This is a genomic window from Longimicrobiaceae bacterium, assembly GCA_035936415.1.
Lineage (GTDB): Bacteria > Gemmatimonadota > Gemmatimonadetes > Longimicrobiales > Longimicrobiaceae > JAFAYN01.
This window is the reverse complement of sequence record DASYWD010000228.1, coordinates 1-16277: the sequence shown is the minus strand read 5'-3', so window position 1 is coordinate 16277 and position 16277 is coordinate 1. Positions and strand designations below refer to the sequence as shown.

Below are 16277 nucleotides of genomic sequence, written 5' to 3'. Positions count from 1 at the left end.
GGCGCGGCGCCCCCCGGACTCCCCCGGGGGCCGCCTCGCTCGTTTCGCAGTCACTTCAGGTAGCAGTACGGCTTCTCCGCCGCCGGGTCATACGGCTCGCAGTACCAGAAGAGGGGAGCCACCCGCACGATCCCCCAGAGGCCGCCGTCGAACTGGAACGAGGGCTGATCGCGGTACAGGTAGTCCCCCACAATCCCGAATTTCCCGCCCGCGCCGTTCTTCAGCAGCACGTCGAAGTGGTTGGTGGGACCATGCGCGTTCGACGAGCCCTTCCACTCCGAGAGCGGGTTGCTCCCGAGAGCCTTCGAACCGTTCGTGTACGGCAGCTCCTCCCAGATGTGTCCATGCAGCTGGAAGATGTGGTTCCGCTGGTGCCCTCCGGGCTGAAGGATCCGGAGGCGGACCGGCTTCCCCACGCCGACGGTGAGCAACGGCGTCTGCGGGTCGCCGTAGTCGCCGTACCAGTTGCTCATCACCTCGGTGTACTGGAAGGTCCGCGTCTGCTCCAGCGGCGTGTTCGGCGCGTACCCCATCCGGAACCAGAGCGGCTCGGTTCGGTAGTTGAACGCCTTCTGCCCCGAGTCCTCCGGGTCCTCCGCATCCGCCAGGTTCTCCACCGGCGCCCCGTTCCCGTACCGGAGGTTGACGTCGTCCTGGTAGAGGAGGACGAACTCCTGGAACGACTCCCCACCGGGGGGGGACACCCAGGCGAACGCGCGGGAGGTGCTCAGGGTGTCGCTGCTTTCTCCCTCCCTCCAGGACGACCCCTGCGGCTCGATGATGAGAGCCCCGATCGCGCCCTTGTTGCTGTGCTTGATGGGATCGGAGGAAGTCAGGTTGGTGGCCCCGAACTCCACGGGTGTGGCCAGGAGCGAGTTGTCGGGCTGCAGCACCAGGTCGCCCGCGTACCACTGATACTTGACCGAGTCGCCCGGGGCGGCGGTCTGGATCATCGGGTTCGTCCCCACGTTGGTGCCGTCGCCGCGGGTCACGTCCGTGGAGAGAAGCTGCGGGTGCAGCCCCACGTGCGAGGAAGGCGCCAGGTGGTTGGCGTTGAACCGGTCCACGATCATGGGCAGCGTGCTGTACCCCTGCAGGTCCGGGAGGACGGCGGGGAGCCGGTTCCGGAGGGTCACCTGGATGCACTCTCCGGCGTTGGCACGCACCACCAGCGGCTCTATGGGAGCTCCCGCCCTCAGCTTCCCCTGCATATCCAGGTCGTTGGTCCGCACGTACAGGATCGCGGTCGGATCGTGGAGCGGCCCTTCACCGCGCATTCCGGTTCGCGAGTTGTACACCAGGGTGCCGCCCGGGAGGGCGTCGCGAGCCGTCACCGCGGTGATGTCGTGCGTACGCACCGGCGCCGTCTTGAGGCAGATCCCGTTGAAGTCGGCGGCGTTCTTGACGCGGAAGTTCCCGCCGCTGTTGTTCGGCAGGTTCAGGAGCCCGCCGTCGCCGCGCACGTACACCCGCATCAGCCCCCACAGGCCGTTCCACAGGTCGTCCGTCGACGAGCCCGCCTTGTACAGGTAGTCGGCCTGGCTCCCCACGTAGTTCTTGGGCAGGGGCGGAAGCACGAACTCGTAGTGCTCCGAGATCCCCATCGTCTGGCTGTTCCGGAACCCGGAGTTGGCGTCCGCGGGCTCGAAGAGCCAGCGCGGAGAGTGCACGCTGAAGTTGTGCCCTTCCTCGTGCGCCCCCACGAGGATGCGGAGCTGGATCCGGTCTCCCTCCTTCGCCCGGATCAGCGGAGTGAAGGGGTCGCCCGCCCCCACGCCGCCGGTGAGCGCCGGGTAGAAGGTGGGCTGCACGTTGAAGCGCGAGTCCGCGCGGTCGGTGCGGCTCTGGAAGACGAAGGAAAGGTCGCCCGCCGTGCCCGTCGCCTGGGTGTTGGTCGACGGGTTCCGCACCCGCAGGGCGATGGGCTCGTTCCGGTAGTTGACCGTCATCGTCCCGGGCTCGTCCGCCGAGACCAGCTCCGGGCAGGGCGGCGCAGCCCCGTTGGGGCACGCCTTCGCCACCGGCGGGCGCAGCAGGTCCGGGAGCACCGGGCTGGGCTCGAACCGTCCGGGCGGGTTGATTGCGTTCGCCGGGTCCGCCATCCCCATCGTCAGGTGGCCCGTGATGGGATCGGTGATGAGCCGGGGCTGGAGGTTGGCCTCCGCGGTGTAGGCCAGCGTGAAGTCGGCCACCTGGACGTTGAACTCCCGGTAGCTCGAATCGGGGTTGGCGGTGATGATGTCGGCCCGCCAGCTCGTGGGCCCGCCGTCGTGCCGTCCGCCGAAGGTGGCCCCCGTCTCCGGGTCCCGCCAGCTGGAACCCTGGGGCTCGGTGACCAGCCCGGCATAGAGCCCCGCCTGCTGGTGGGTGCTGGGGCCGAAGTGGTCGTGCGTGAACACGGTGCGCAACGTCCGATCCTTGCCCTGCGCGTTGAGCACGTCGTCCACGTACCAGCGCTGGATCGTCTCCTGCGCGCCCACCCACTCGTTGTTCGGCCCCGCCCCGAAGAAGGGGTGCGCCTTCGCGAGCGGGCAGGCGAAGCTGCCGTTGCGCGAGTCGTTCGACTGACACTGGTTCTGCACGCGGATGGCGTGGATGCGCTCGCGCACCTCTCCGGGGGAGAGGCTGCCGTCCTCGTAGTTGAAGCCGTTGGCCGCCCCGTCCGAAGCGGTCACGTCGAACTTCACCAGGTGGATGTGCTGCCCGATCACGTCCGTGGGCGTCCTCACCTGGAAGTCGTCGAGCTGGTACTCGTGCGGAATCAGGTTGACCAGGTGGTACGTGACGCAGTCGTTCGTGTTGGCGCGGATGAACATGGGCTCGGGCGCCTTCTGCCCCGAGATGAAGCTGTTCACGTCGTCCCACAGCCCGAACATGCGGTGCTGGGGGAAGTGCCACCCCGCCTTGTTGATCTTCGCGTCCAGCTGGAAGCTGGCCCCCTTGTAGGTGCGCGGGTTCCCGATTGCCGCGCCCTGGTCGCTCACGCAGGGGTCCGCGAAGGGCGCGCCCGCCACCCCCGGCCGGCCGTTGGTAATGAAGCTCCCGGAGCCGACCGCCAGCGTGACCGGGTCCACCGTGTACGTGGCGTGCTGCCGGCTGGCGTGGAAGCTCATGGCGGCCTTTTCCAGCGCCGTCCCGTCCTCCGGGAGGGAGTCGACCACGAGGGTCTTGTTCTCCTTGTGGAAGTCCAGCGTGTTGAGCTTCGGGAAAGACGCAGTGCCGTTCCGCACCACGTGCCGGGGCAGCCCGCCATCGAACCTGGTGTCCAGCGGCGGCTTGGGCGGACGGTGCCCCGCCACGCCGGGGATGTAGAACGGGAAGCCCGGCTGGCTGGCCGTGGGCATGGGCGCCAGCGCGTAGCCCGGCAGCGGCACCACCGCGGGAATGGGCGTCCCCGCCTGGATTTCCCCATCCGGCAGCGCGCGGGCGCCCGCCGCGGGACGGCCGTCGGTGCCGAGCACGGTGCCGCTCTCGAAGGTGTCGTGCACCCTCCAGAGTGCCCACATCCCCTGGGCAAAGTGCGGGTAGAAGTGGCAATGAAAGATCGCGTCACCCGGCGTCTTGTTGCGGTTCCCGCCGCCGTCGTAGGTGATCTCGTAGGTGAATCCCCCGCCCGGACCGATGGCCTGGCTGTCCAGGTAGGTGCTGTTGTCCGAGTTCGGACTGTGCAGCCACTGGTGCGCGTGCAGGTGGAAGATGTGGTGCTCCTTGGGTCCCGCGTGCAGGTTCCGGATCTTCAGGTGGTCGCCCATGTAGCTGTGGTACACGTTCGACGGGTCCTCCGGGTGGAGCGCCTTCGTAGCCTTGCGCCCGGGATCCGGCTTCCCGTCTCCATCGCCATCGAAGTCGGCGGGGACGTCCACGAGCATGGCGGGATCGCCCACGGCCCAGGAGGAGAGGAAGAACTCCTCGTACTTGCACTCGACGCAGTCCGCCATTGGCCCCACGCCGAAGCGGTTGCCCAGGACCTCGGCGCCGATGCCTCCGGTGCCGTAGTTGATAGCGAAGGCGTCGCGCCCGCTGTGCAGCGTGTGCTCGAAGCGCGGGTCGTCGAAGATGTTGTTGAACGCCTGGATCAGGCCCGGCTCGTCATGGAAGATGACCGTCACCTCCCGGAAGGGCCGGTGCCGGTCGCGGTTGACCACCACCTGTGGGTAGGTGCCCGCCGGGAAGTTCCCCTTGTTCGGGCCCGTGATGATGGCCGTCAGGTCCGCGTGGACGATCATTGCGTTGTTGTCCGTGAGCATCTTCAGGATGGGAAGCCCGGCCCGCGGATGCCCAGCGGGGTAGATCGCGTCGAAGTTGATCACCGGGTGGCCGGCGGGCGTGCGGAGCGGGTTTCCGTTGGCGTCCTTCGCGGTGGCCAGGCTCATCTCCTCGGCGGTGAGCTGGCTGCGGTACCACTCCGCGCCCCGGGGCTCCACGTTGATCGCCCCGAAGAGCCCCTTGGAGATGGTGCCGCCGTCGCCATCCCCCCCGGTGGTCTGGAGGGTATTGTACAGGAGGAAGGTCCCCTCGCGCTCCGCGTAGAACGTGTAAGACCCACCGTCGTTGACCATCGCGACATTGTTCGTGCTGTTCTTCCCGACGAAGGAGCCGTCGTCGTCGATCGAGTTGACGGGCTGCATACCCATTGCATGGAGGAGCAGGTTCCGGGTAGCGGGCTGGTTGTCCTTGGCGGGGGAACTCAGCAGGTTCCACAACATTAGGTGCAGGCAATCGCCCACGTTCATCCGCAACGTGAGCGGACGTGGGCGCTTCCCGTCCCGCAGGCGCACGTTTCCCGCTTCCAGGCTGGTACCGCTGATCGGGACTATGTCGTTGCTGAGCGCGAACATCATCCCGGCGGGATCGTGCGCCCCCAGCCGGTTGTAGAAGATCGCCTGGTCGAGAGCCACCACCTCGGCATTGATCACCCGCTCGCAGTTCTGGCCTGACAGGACGCCGGGCAGCGACGGGATCGCGAGGATCGCCAGAGCTCCGATCCATACGTGGCCACAGCGGGGGAGCCGTTTGCTCATGGGGCCTTTCCGGGATGAGGACAGGGGACGCGTACCAGCGACGCTTCGTACGCCCCCAGGCGCGAAATGATCGATCCGCGGGGAAGTGTGCTGCGGCGGATCGTTCGGCGAAGCAGGGCAAGTGGCATTCCGCGTCGGCCCGTTCCGCGCAACCCGTTTTCCTGCTTCTCCCTGGGTGGAAACAACCAGTCCCGGTGGCACCCACCAGACTGCACATATCCTGTGCAAATCGATGTGCACGCTGCACAGGATCTGTTCGCGGGGCCCGGCGGCGGGGCTGCCAGAGCACAGCGCGTGTTCCGGTGCTCCACGGGATTCCTGGCGGCGCGGTCATGGGAGGGATAGATTGCACCCGAGGAGTTCCGGAGGAGCGTGGTTGCGCGACCGCATGTTTTGCGCTATCCTGCATCCATCCAACCGCTTACCATTACGCTCCGCCCGCGTGACCCGGCCGGCCCGTAGGCGACTTGCGGCTGTTCCCGAGGGGCAGACGTCCGCGCGGCGGATCCCTGCCACCTGCTGCATCACCCCTGCGTAGGAGGTACCCTTGCGGTCAACCCAATCGCGCGCCTGGCGGCGCCCCTCGGCAGCCCTTTTCGGCCTCGCGCTCCTGGCCGGCTGCTCGGACTCGTTGCCGACGGATCCGCGCGGCGCCGACCTTCGGCCGCGCTCGGCCGCGTCCGGCGCCGACATCGGCACCTTCACCGGCTCCATCCGCGTCGGGGTCGTGCAGCAGACCCAAAGCCTCAAGCTCGGCGGGACCGGCGAGTTCGTCGTCCGCAACAAGGCCACCGGCGGGGAACTGCTGCGCGGCACGGGCGAGGACGTCACCGTGACGCTGGAGTCTGTGCCGGTCGTGCGGAAGTTCTACTACCTCCAGGTGGCGTGCACCGGCTCCGACGCCACGCGCGACCAGTGGGTGGCGAACGCCGAGGCGGCCGGATACCACACCATCACGGAGTTCGTGCCCAGCGTCCCGTGCACCCGGCTGCGCATCGGGCGGCTTAGCGAGGCGGATTATCTGAACACCACAACCCGCGCCGCGTGGCGGGCCGAGGTCGGCGCCAAGGGGCTGAACCTCCACAACGGCGTCTCCTTCTTCGCCTACACCTTCTCCGAGGGCGAGGCGCAGTTCAAGATCCAGAGCGGCTCCGAGACGTTGTTCAGTGAGGGAGCCCCGGTGGTCGAGGCGCTCACCGGCCGCGTCCGCATCGCGGGACGGCAGTACCGCGGCACGGCGGAGGCGGGGATCAACAGCGCGGGCTCGCTCGCCGGCATCAACGAGCTGTCCATGGAGGAGTACCTGTACGGCGTCGTGCCACGGGAGCTGGGTCCGGTGGCCTACCCCGAGCTGGAGGCGCAGAAGGCGCAGGCGGTCGCCGCCCGCACCTGGGCGCTGGTCGGCTTCCGCAAGCGCCTCGCGGACGGCTACAATCTGCGCGCCACCATCGACGACCAGGTGTACGGCGGCTTCGAGGCCGAGCACCCGCTCTCCACGCAGGCCGTCGACGAGACCGCCGGCGTGGTCGCGACCTACAATGGGCGCCCCATCTCCACCTTCTACTCCTCCACCAGCGGCGGCCACACCGCCGGGTACGAGGAGTGGCTGGACCGCGCGGATCCGGTGCCCTATCTGACCGGCAAGCTGGACGCCGAGCGCGGGGCCGCCCCCGAGAACGTCCCCACCCTGGAGGTCTTCAAGCGCGCGCCCATCTCCGCCAACCTGCGCGCCTTCCACGGCGGCGACTACGAGGCGGACTGGTCCCGCTATCACCGCTGGTCGTTCGAGTGGACCAACGAGGAGATGAGCCGGCTCCTTTCCATGACGTACGGCCCGGTCGGCAAGGTGCTCGCCATCAACGTCCTGGAGCGCGGGCCCTCAGGGCGCGTCCTGAAGATCGAGTACGTAACGGAGAAGGACACCTTCACGAGCACCCGCAACGGCATCCGCTCGTCGCTGAAGTTCATCAACGCCAGAGGGAACCCCGAGGGCATCCTCAGCACGCTCTTCTTCATCGAGCCGGTGCACGACCCTCGGACCAAGGAGCTCGCCGGCTTCAAGGCGTACGGCGGGGGCTGGGGCCACGGGGTCGGGATGTCGCAGACGGGCGCCGTCGGCCGCGCCGAGAAGGGGGCCACCTACGAGGAGATCCTGAAGTTCTACTACACCGGGATCGAGCTGCAAAAGCGGTACTGAGCGCCGCGCTCAGCTGAACGGCCGTCGAGGGCCCGGCACCTGCCGGGCCCTTTTCGTACAGCCGCCGTTCGTGCTCGACGGCTCCAAGTCCACCCGCGCCTTCGGGGTCGCCGCGACGCCGCACGCGGAGGGGGTCCGCCGCACCCTGGAGTGGTACCGGGCGCGTCCGGGGAAGACGGGCTGAACCGCTGGCCCTCCCGTGTGCTCTCCCCCTGGTACGACAATCGCAACTCGCCCTCGCCTGCTTCGGAAGGAAGCCCACGTCCAAGACAGGGGGGAGAGATGCAGCTTCAGGACAGGGTCGCGCTCATCACCGGGGCCGGGTCGGGGATCGGCAAGGCCACCGCGGTGTTGATGGCGAAGGAGGGCGCGAAGGTGGCCGCGCTCAGCCGCACCGAGGAGGAGCTGGAAGAGACGGTGCGCGAAGTCGAGGCGTGCGGCGGGGAGGGGATGGTGATCACCGCGGACGTCTCGAAGGCCGGGGACATGGAGCGCGCCATCCGGGAGGTGGTGGAGAGGTGGGGGCGGCTGGACGTGGTGTTCGCCAACGCGGGCGTGAACGGCGTGTGGGCGCCCGTCGAGGAGCTGGAGGTGGACGAGTGGGAGAAGACCATCGCCATCAACCTGACCGGCACCTTTCTGACCCTGAAGTACGCGGTGCCGCACCTCAAGAAGCAGGGCGGCTCCGTGATCGTGAACGCCTCCGTGAACGGCACGCGCGTGTTCAGCAACAGCGGCGCGACGGCGTACGCCTCCTCCAAGGCCGGGCAGGTGGCGATGACCAAGATGCTGGCGCTGGAGCTGGCCCGCGCGCGGGTGCGGGTGAACGTGATCTGCCCCGGCGCCATCGACACCGAGATCGACGAGAACACCGAGCGCCGCAACCTCGAGGGGATCGGCGTGCCGCAGGAGTTCCCGGAGGGGCCGCACCCCCTGCGCGGGAAGCCCGGGACCTCGCAGCAGGTGGCACAGCTGGTGCTGTTCCTGGCCTCGGACGCCTCCAGCCACGTGACGGGGACGGAGGTGTGGATCGACGGCGGCGAGTCCCTGCTGGGGCTCAAGGGGTAAGGGACCGTGAAGATACTACTCGTCTCGGACGACCGGATCCGGCTGGAGGGGAAGGCGGGGCCCATGACCATCGAGGCCGACTCCCCCGAGACGGCCTACTCCCCCTTCCACATGCTGGCCAGCAGCCTGGCGACCTGCACCTTCTCCGTGCTCGCCTCGTGGGGGACCCACGCCAAGCTCCCGGTGGACGACCTCGCCGTGGAGGTGGGGTGGACCTTCGTGGAGGACCCGCACCGTGTGGGGAGCATGTCCGTGGAGGTGGACTGGCCCTCGCTCCCCGCGGAGCGGCAGGGCGCGGCGAAGCGCGTGGCGGCGCTCTGCACCGTCAAGAAGACGCTGGAGCACCCCCCCGAGGTCGTCACCACCGTGGGCGGCGCATGAGCTTCCCCGTCGTCCACTTCGTCTACGGCGGGGTCGCAGCCCCGGCCGCGGGGGCGGCGCGCCCCTACACCGTGGTGTACGACGGCGTCTGCAAGGTCTGCAACCGGCTCGTCGGCGTGCTGCGGGCGTGGGACCGGCCCGGGATGATCGAGGTGGTCCCCTTCCAGAACACCACCGTGCTCGACCGCTTCCCCTGGATCCCGCCCGAGGCGTACGCGGAGGCGATGCAGCTCGTCGGCCCCGGCGGGCAGACGTGGCAGGGGGCGGCCGCCATCGAGCAGCTCCTGAAGGTGCTCCCCCGGGGCGGACTGCTGGGGTGGGTGTTCGGGATTCCCTTCGTCGGCGGGCTGGCCGACCGCTTCTACCGCTGGTTCGCAAAGAACCGCTACCGCTTCGGCTGCGGCGAGCACTGCGCGTCGCGCCCGCTCCGGGTGGACTTCGGCGAGGGCGCGGGCTGACCCGCCCCCGTCCTGCTTGTCCGCCCCCTCGGCGGACGCTATACTTTCGCCCCGCCCGGCACGCCTCCCGACCGCCGGAAACTCCACGCGCGCACGCTCCGTAGACCGTCGGGGGGACCCCGTCTGCTCCCGTACGCTCACCGCTCCCGGCTCCGCCCGTGACCCCTTCTCCGGAACACAGCGACAGCGGCCCGCCCGTGATGGGCCGCGAGTGGATCGTGGAGGCGCACGGCTGCCGCCCGGCCGCGCTGGCCCATCTGCCGACGCTGCAGGCGCTCTTCGCGCGAATGGTGGAGGAGCTGGGCCTCCATCCCGTCGCGGAGCCCGTCTGGCACGCCTTCCCGGGGCCCGGCGGGATCACCGGGCTCTGCGCGCTGGCGGAGTCGCACCTGGCCTGCCACACCTTCCCGGAGCACGGCTCCATCTGCCTGAACCTGTTCTGCTGCACCCCGCGCCCGGAGTGGGACTTCCCCGCCCGGCTCGGTGAGCTGCTGGGCGCGGACTCCGTGGAGGTGCGCGCCCTGGACCGCCCCTACGCCGCCCCCGTCCCCGCCCCATGAGCGGCCCGGTCTCCAACTGCCCCAGCTGCGGCGGCCCGGTGCAGTTCCGCTGGGCCGGCGCGGTGCAGACCGTCTGCGAGTACTGCAGCTCCATCCTGGTCCGCCACGACCTGGAGCTCGAGTCCGTGGGGAAGAAGTCGCTCCCGCCCCCCACCACCTCGCCCATCCGGGTGGGGACGCGCGGCCGCTACCGGGACCGCCCGTTCGAGGTCACGGGCCGCATCGTCTACGAGTACGAGCGCGGCGGGTGGAGCGAGTGGCACCTGGCCTTCGGCGACGAGAGCAGCGGGTGGCTCTCCGACGCCATGGCGGAGTACGCCGTCTCGTTCCTGGACCCGGATCCCGGCCCCCTCCCCCGCCCAGACGAGATCGGTCGCGGGCAGGCCTTCCAGTGGGGGGGGACAGAGTACCGGGCCACGGCGGTGACCCGGGCGCGCTACACGGGGGTGGAGGGGGAGCTCCCCTTCGAGTACTGGGACAAGGAGCTGGTCCCCTTCGTGGACCTGAAGTCGGAGGACGGGGGCTTCGCCACGCTCGACTACAGCGAGCCGGAGCCGCTCCTCTTCCGCGGCGAGTACGTGCCCTGGGACGACCTGCGGCTCACCGAGCTGCGCGAGCCGGAGACCCGGCGAGTCTCCGGGGTCCGCGCGCTCAACTGCCCCAAATGCGGCGCGGGAGTCACCATCCGCGATCCCGAGCACGCGCTGAACGTGGTGTGCGGGTCGTGCAGCTCGGTGCTGGACGCGAAGTCGCCCTCGCTGAAGGTGCTGCAGACCTTCAAGGCCCGGCGGAAGGTGCAGCCGCTGATCCCGCTGGGGACCGAGGGGACGTGGAAGGGCGAGCCATACCAGGTGCTCGGCTTTCAGCAGCGCACCATCCGCGTAGAGGGGACGGACTACTCCTGGCGCGAGTACCTGCTCCACAACCCGCGGCAGGGGTACCGCTACCTCACGGAGTACGACGGCCACTGGAACGACGTCATCCCCCTGAAGACCCTCCCCAAGCAGGGCCGCGCCAAGGGGCACCCGGTGGCGCACCTGCACGGGGAGACGTTCAAGCACTTCCAGAAGGCCGAGGCGAAGACCACCTACGTCCTGGGCGAGTTCCCCTGGGAGGTCCGCTTCGGCGACACGGCGACCACGAGCGACTTCATCGCGCCGCCGCGCATGCTCTCCGCGGAGACCACGGAGGGCGAGACCACCTGGTCGCTCGGAGAGTACACCCCCGGCACGAAGATCTGGGAGGCGTTCCGGGCCCCGGGGAAGCCGCCGCGCCCCAAGGGGGTGTACGCGAACCAGCCCTACCCGCACGCGGGGCGCGCGGGGGCGTACTGGAAGGGGTTCGGGATCCTCTTCCTGCTCTGGCTGGTGTTCGCCGTCTGGCGGATGGTGGTGGGCTCGGACCGGTTGCTCGTCGAGCAGTACCGGTACGTCCCGGGCGTCCCCGACGTGGAGGTGGCGGTCACGCAGCCCTTCGAGCTGACCGGCCGCCCGGCCGCACTGGGGGTGGACGTGCAGACCGACCTCGCCAACAACTGGGTCTACTTCAACTACGCGCTCATCGAGCAGGAGTCGGGGCGCGCGACGGAGTTCGGGCGGGAGGTGAGCTACTACTTCGGCCGGGACGGCGGGGAGGACTGGACCGAGGGATCCCGCTCCGACGAGGCGCGCGTCCCCGCCGTGCCGCCCGGGCGCTACGTGCTGCGGATCGAGCCGGACGGCCCGGCCCCCGTGAGCTACACCATCCGCGTGTACCACGACGTGCCGAGCCTGGGCTTCTTCCTGGCCGCCCTGCTGGTGCTGGCGGTCCCCCCGGTGCTCTCCCTCCTGGGCGGCGCGTGGTTCGAGACCACCCGCTGGCAGGAGAGCGACTACGGCTCGGAGGACGACGAGTGATGGGACCCAGGCTCTACTTCGTCTTCGGGCTGGCGGTGCTGGCCCTGCTCGGCTACGCGGAGTACCGCGGGTGGAGCATGCTGCGGACTAACGAGGTCCGGAACGTTACCCCAACGGTGCGCGACAACCCCGGCGCGTACCGCCCCCACTACTACGGCTCGGGACGCTACGTCGGCGGAAAGTGAGAGCTTCGACATGAACGAACAGCTCGCGCAGGGCCTCCTCGCCGCCGCGGTCTACGCGGTGCTCGGCATCCTGATCTTCGTGGCGGCGCTGGTCGCCGTCGACCGGATGACGCCGGGAACGCTCTGGAAGGAGATTATCGAGGAGCACAACACGGCGCTCGCGGTGATGATGGCCGGGATCGCCATCGCCCTCTCGATCGTGATCGCCGCGGCGATCCTGTAGGCCCCCTCTCCCCCCGGCCCCCTCTCCCCCGCAAGCGGGAGAAAGGGGGAGCACGACAAAAGCCCCTCTCCCGCTTGCGGGGGAGGGGTTTGGGGAGGGGCCTGCCCCGGCCGTTTGGCCTGGCTCCGGAGCGGCCCCACATCGGCAAACCACCCCACGGCAGGCACAAGCAGTTGCACCTGGCACTCTTCATCACCGTACTGCTGATCGCGGCGTGCGGCCTGATCTACGAGCTCGTGGCGGGCGCCCTGGCGAGCTACCTGCTCGGGGACAGCGTCACCATGTTCTCGACGGTGATCGGGACCTACCTGTTCGCCATGGGGATCGGGAGCTGGCTCTCGCGCTTCGTAACGCGGGGGCTGGCGGCGCGCTTCGTGGCCGTGGAGCTGATGGTGGCGGTCGTGGGCGGCTTCTCCTCCACGCTGCTCTTCCTGGCCTTCGCGTACACGGACTCCTTCCGCTTCCTGCTGTACGCGCTGGTGCTCGCCATCGGGACCATGGTGGGGCTGGAGATCCCGCTGCTCATGCGCATCCTGCGCGACCGGTTCGCGTTCAAGGACGTGGTGGCGAACGTCCTCACGTTCGACTACCTGGGCGCGCTCGGCGCGTCGCTCCTCTTCCCCATCCTCCTGGTCCCGCAGCTCGGCCTGGTGCGCTCGGCGCTCGCGTTCGGGATCGTGAACGCGCTGGTGGCGCTCTGGACCACGCACCTGTTCCGGGAGATGCTGGGGGCCAGGCGCATCCTGCAGGCGGGGTGCGTCGCCGTGCTCGCGCTGCTCACGGCGGGGATGGTCGGGGCGGAGCGCATCACCCGGCTAGCGGAGCGCCAGGTCTACGCGGACGAGGTGGTGTTCTCGCGCAACTCGCCGTACCAGCGCATCGTGCTCACGGCGTGGAAGGACGACCTGCGCCTCTTCCTGAACGGGCACCTGCAGTTCTCCTCGCGCGACGAGTACCGCTATCACGAGGCGCTGGTGCACCCCGGGCTGGCGGCGCTCCCCGGCGCCCGCCGCGTGCTGGTGCTGGGCGGCGGCGACGGGCTGGCGGTCCGCGAGGTGCTGCGCTACCCCGGCGTGGATCAGGTCACGCTGGTGGACCTGGACCCGGAGGTGACGCGCATCTTCGCCGAGCACCCGGAGCTCACCCGGCTGAACGGGCGGTCGCTCAAGGACCCGCGGGTGCGGGTGGTGAACGCGGACGCGGCGGTGTGGCTGCGGGAGAACCGCGAGATGTTCGACTTCGTGGTCGTGGACCTCCCCGACCCCTCCAACTACGCGGTGGGGAAGCTGTACACCACGGCATTCTACCGCATGCTCCAGGGCCACCTGAGCCGCGAGGGGCTGGTGGTGGTGCAGAGCACCTCGCCGCTCTTCGCCCGCACCGCGTACTGGAGCATCGTGGAGACGCTGCGCGCCTCCGGGCTCCGCGCCTGGCCGTACCACCTGTACGTCCCCTCGTTCGGGGAGTGGGGGTTCGTCCTGGCCGGGCGCGGCGACTTCGCCCCCCCGACGGCGCTCCCGGGCGGCCTGCGCTTCCTCACGCCCACCGTGCTCCCGCAGATGTTCGACTTCCCGGCCGACATGCTCCCGGTGCCGGCGGCGGCCAACCGGCTGGACGACCAGGTGCTGGTGCGCTACTACGGGCAGGAGTGGAAGGAGATCGAGCGGTGACGCTCTCCCGGCGCGACTTCCTCGCGGCCACGGGGAGCCTGGCCGCGGCGGCGCTGGTAGGGTGCGCGCCCAAGACGGACCGCCCGCTCGCCGGCGGCTTCGTGGACGACGGCGGCGCGCGCGGGCACCGCCTCCGCGACCGCACCCCCTTCCCCGCCCCGCGCCGCACGGAGCGCGTACCGGTGGTGGTCGTGGGCGGCGGGATCGCGGGGCTCTCCGCCGCCTGGTGGCTGGAGCGGCGGGGGATGCGCGACTTCGTGGTGCTGGAGATGGAGGACCTCCCCGGCGGCAACGCGCGCTGGGGGGAAAACGAAGTCTCCGCCTACCCGTGGGCGGCGCACTACGTCCCTGTCCCCGGCCCGCGGGCGGCGCACGTTCGCGAGCTGTTCACGGAGCTGGGCGTGCTGCAGGACGGCGCCTGGGACGAGACGATGCTCGCCTTCTCGCCGGAGGAGCGGGTGTTCCGCTGGGGACGGTGGCACGAGGGGCTGGAGGAGACCGTCGCCGACACCGCCGCCGGCCGCGCCGAGCTCCGCCGCTTCCACGAGGAGGTGGACGGCCTTCGCGCGAGCGGCGAGTTCACGATCCCCTCCTCGCTCGGGCGGCGCCCCTCCGCGCTGGACGGCGTCTCCTTCGCGCGGTGGCTGGACGAGCGCGGCTTCCGCTCCCCCGCCCTGCGCTGGTACGCGGACTACGCCTGCCGCGACGACTACGGCGCGCGGGCCGCGGACACCTCGGCCTGGGCCGGGATCCACTACTTCGCCGCGCGCGAGCCGGACGAGGAGGGCCCGCTCACCTGGCCGGAGGGGAACGGCTGGATCGTCCGCCGCCTCCTGGAACGCCTGGGATCGCACGTCCGCACCGGCGCGCTGGTGCACCGGGTGGAGCGGCGGGGCGTCGGCGCGCGCGTCCTGGCCGGCGACACGGAGTACCTGGCGGACGCGGTGGTCTTCGCCGCCCCCTCCTTCCTCGCCTCCCGGCTGGTGGAGGACGCCCCCGCGGCCGACTTCACCTACTCCCCCTGGCTCACCGCCAACCTGACGCTCGACCGCCTCCCCGACGAGCGCGGCGCCCCCCCCGCCTGGGACAACGTCCTCTACGACTCCCCCTCGCTGGGCTACGTGGCCGCCAGCCACCAGTCGCTCCGCACCCACCAGGACGCCGCGGTCTGGACGTACTACCTCGCCCTTTCGGACGCGCCGCCCGCCGAGGCCCGCCAGGTGCTCCTGCGGCGGAGCTGGCGCGACTGGGCGGAGGCGATCCTGGCCGACCTGGAGCGGGCGCACCCCGACCTGCGCCGCTGCGTCTCCCGGATCGACGTGATGCGGATGGGACACGCGATGGTGCGGCCCACGCCGGGGTTCCTGTCCTCCCCCGCGCGCCGGGCGCTGGACGAGGCGGACGGGCCGGTGTTCTACGCCCACTCGGACCTGAGCGGGCTGTCGCTGTTCGAGGAAGCGCAGGACCGGGGGATCACCGCTGCGCAGCGGGTGCTGGAGCGGATCGGGCGGTGAGGCTGTGACTGTCTCGCGAGGGCGGTCGGGGGCGGGGTAGTCTCCGGAAGAAGTGAACTCGCTTCGCTCAGACATCCACTTCTTCCTCCGACCACCCCCACCCCCTCCCTGCGACCCTCTCCGCGAGGTGCCGAACGGCAATTGAAGTGCTCCCCTCTCCCGCTTGCGGGGGAGGGGCCGGGGGAGGGGGCCGCCGCCGACTCGCTCCGATGCCGCGGCTGACAAAAAGCCCTCCCCCAGAATTGGAGGAGGGTGGCGAGCCTAAAGCGAGCCGGGTGGGGGCCCCTCCGGGTGGGGGCCTCCGGGTGGGGGCCTACAGCGAGAACCGCAGCCCCACGTCGGCGGTGACGATCGCGACCGGCTCGTCGCCGCTCGACGTCGAGGCGGTGTAGCGCGTGTAGCCGACCCCGGGCGTGAGCGTCAGGCGGCTCCCCAGCGGGATCCCGATCCCCGCGCCGGCCCCGATCCCGAAGGCCGCGTCCGCGCTCTCGCTCCCGCGGGAACCGGTCCCCTCCAGCGTGTGCATCACGGCCCCGCCCCGCACCCAGAGGCCCGCCGGGAGCCGCACGCGCACCCCGGCGTCCAGCCCCCGGGAGGTGAAGGTGGGGTTCGCGCCCACGCAGAACCCTTCGTCGCATCCGAAGCGGACCAGGCTGTACCCGGCGTACGCGGCCAAGCCGGGGCGGAAGGCGTAGGACAGCGCCGCGCTCCCCGCCGGCTGCGGGACGAGCTGGAAGCCGGCGGCGGTGGCGCCGTACGATCCCGCTCCCGCGCCGCCGCGAAGCTCCAGGGCGAGCTGGGCGGAGGCAGGGGTGGCGGCCAGGAGCGCCAGCGGGGCGAGCGCGGCGGCGAGGGCGGTTCTCATGCGGCGTCTGGGTGGGCGAGGGGGCGGATCACTGCACCCGGAGGGTGCTGCGGGTGGTGCGGACGCCGTCGGAGAAGAGGACTTCCAGCTCCGGGGAGCGGGTGCGGAGCGCCGCCCCGCCGTCGCGCGCGAAGGAGAGCACCTCGCCGGTGCGCGGATCGCGGACCAGCGCCATCCGCCGGTCGCCGTCGCGCCATTCCAGCCGCACCTCCCCGCCCGAGCGGCGGCGCAGCGTCGCAC

Annotated in this window: 13 protein-coding genes; 10 read left to right on the top strand and 3 right to left on the bottom strand. The window is 70.5% G+C overall.

Features of this window, described 5'->3' with window-relative positions:
• Nucleotides 1-50 precede the first annotated feature (50 nt).
• A complete protein-coding gene (locus tag VGR37_09295) occupies nt 51-5021 on the bottom strand; it encodes a hypothetical protein (GenBank protein ID HEV2147582.1) in 4971 nt (1656 codons plus the stop codon).
• Nucleotides 5022-5568: 547 nt separating this feature from the next.
• Between VGR37_09295 and VGR37_09290 the strand changes: the two genes are divergently transcribed.
• The 10 genes from VGR37_09290 to VGR37_09245 all read left to right on the top strand — a co-directional run bounded on the left by VGR37_09290 (nt 5569) and on the right by VGR37_09245 (nt 15172).
• Complete coding sequence (locus VGR37_09290; protein ID HEV2147581.1) at nt 5569-7218, top strand: SpoIID/LytB domain-containing protein; 1650 nt, start codon at nt 5569-5571, stop codon at nt 7216-7218.
• Between the two features lie 282 nt (nt 7219-7500).
• Nucleotides 7501-8286: an SDR family NAD(P)-dependent oxidoreductase gene (locus VGR37_09285; protein ID HEV2147580.1), complete on the top strand. Its 786-nt coding sequence runs from the start codon at nt 7501-7503 to the stop codon at nt 8284-8286.
• Nucleotides 8287-8292: 6 nt separating this feature from the next.
• Nucleotides 8293-8667 carry an OsmC family protein gene (locus VGR37_09280; GenBank protein HEV2147579.1) on the top strand — a complete coding sequence of 125 codons (375 nt, stop codon included), beginning with the start codon at nt 8293-8295 and terminating at the stop codon, nt 8665-8667.
• Nucleotides 8664-9125: a DUF393 domain-containing protein gene (locus VGR37_09275; GenBank protein HEV2147578.1), complete on the top strand. Its 462-nt coding sequence runs from the start codon at nt 8664-8666 to the stop codon at nt 9123-9125. The genes VGR37_09280 and VGR37_09275 overlap by 4 nt, the downstream gene beginning before the upstream one ends.
• 158 nt (nt 9126-9283) lie before the next feature.
• Nucleotides 9284-9685, top strand: coding sequence for an S-adenosylmethionine decarboxylase (locus VGR37_09270; GenBank protein ID HEV2147577.1), 402 nt, complete (start codon nt 9284-9286; stop codon nt 9683-9685).
• A complete protein-coding gene (locus VGR37_09265) occupies nt 9682-11580 on the top strand; it encodes a DUF4178 domain-containing protein (GenBank protein HEV2147576.1) in 1899 nt (632 codons plus the stop codon). The genes VGR37_09270 and VGR37_09265 overlap by 4 nt, the downstream gene beginning before the upstream one ends.
• Nucleotides 11577-11765, top strand: a complete 189-nt coding sequence (locus tag VGR37_09260; GenBank protein ID HEV2147575.1) for a hypothetical protein — start codon at nt 11577-11579, stop codon at nt 11763-11765. Before VGR37_09265 ends, VGR37_09260 begins: the two co-directional genes overlap by 4 nt.
• Before the next feature lie 10 nt (nt 11766-11775).
• On the top strand, nt 11776-11988 hold the full coding sequence (locus VGR37_09255) for a DUF350 domain-containing protein (GenBank protein HEV2147574.1): 213 nt from the start codon (nt 11776-11778) through the stop codon (nt 11986-11988).
• A gap of 173 nt (nt 11989-12161) precedes the next feature.
• Nucleotides 12162-13658: a polyamine aminopropyltransferase gene (locus VGR37_09250; protein ID HEV2147573.1), complete on the top strand. Its 1497-nt coding sequence runs from the start codon at nt 12162-12164 to the stop codon at nt 13656-13658.
• Nucleotides 13655-15172 (top strand): FAD-dependent oxidoreductase, encoded by a 1518-nt coding sequence (locus VGR37_09245; protein HEV2147572.1) that lies wholly within the window; start codon nt 13655-13657, stop codon nt 15170-15172. The genes VGR37_09250 and VGR37_09245 overlap by 4 nt, the downstream gene beginning before the upstream one ends.
• Nucleotides 15173-15485: 313 nt before the next feature.
• Here VGR37_09245 and VGR37_09240 read toward each other — a convergent pair whose 3' ends face one another.
• Both VGR37_09240 and VGR37_09235 read right to left on the bottom strand, forming a co-directional pair.
• Nucleotides 15486-16037: an outer membrane beta-barrel protein gene (locus tag VGR37_09240; protein HEV2147571.1), complete on the bottom strand. Its 552-nt coding sequence runs from the start codon at nt 16035-16037 to the stop codon at nt 15486-15488.
• 28 nt (nt 16038-16065) lie between these two features.
• A partial coding sequence (locus tag VGR37_09235) for a hypothetical protein (GenBank protein HEV2147570.1) occupies nt 16066-16277 on the bottom strand: 212 nt, incomplete at its 5' end.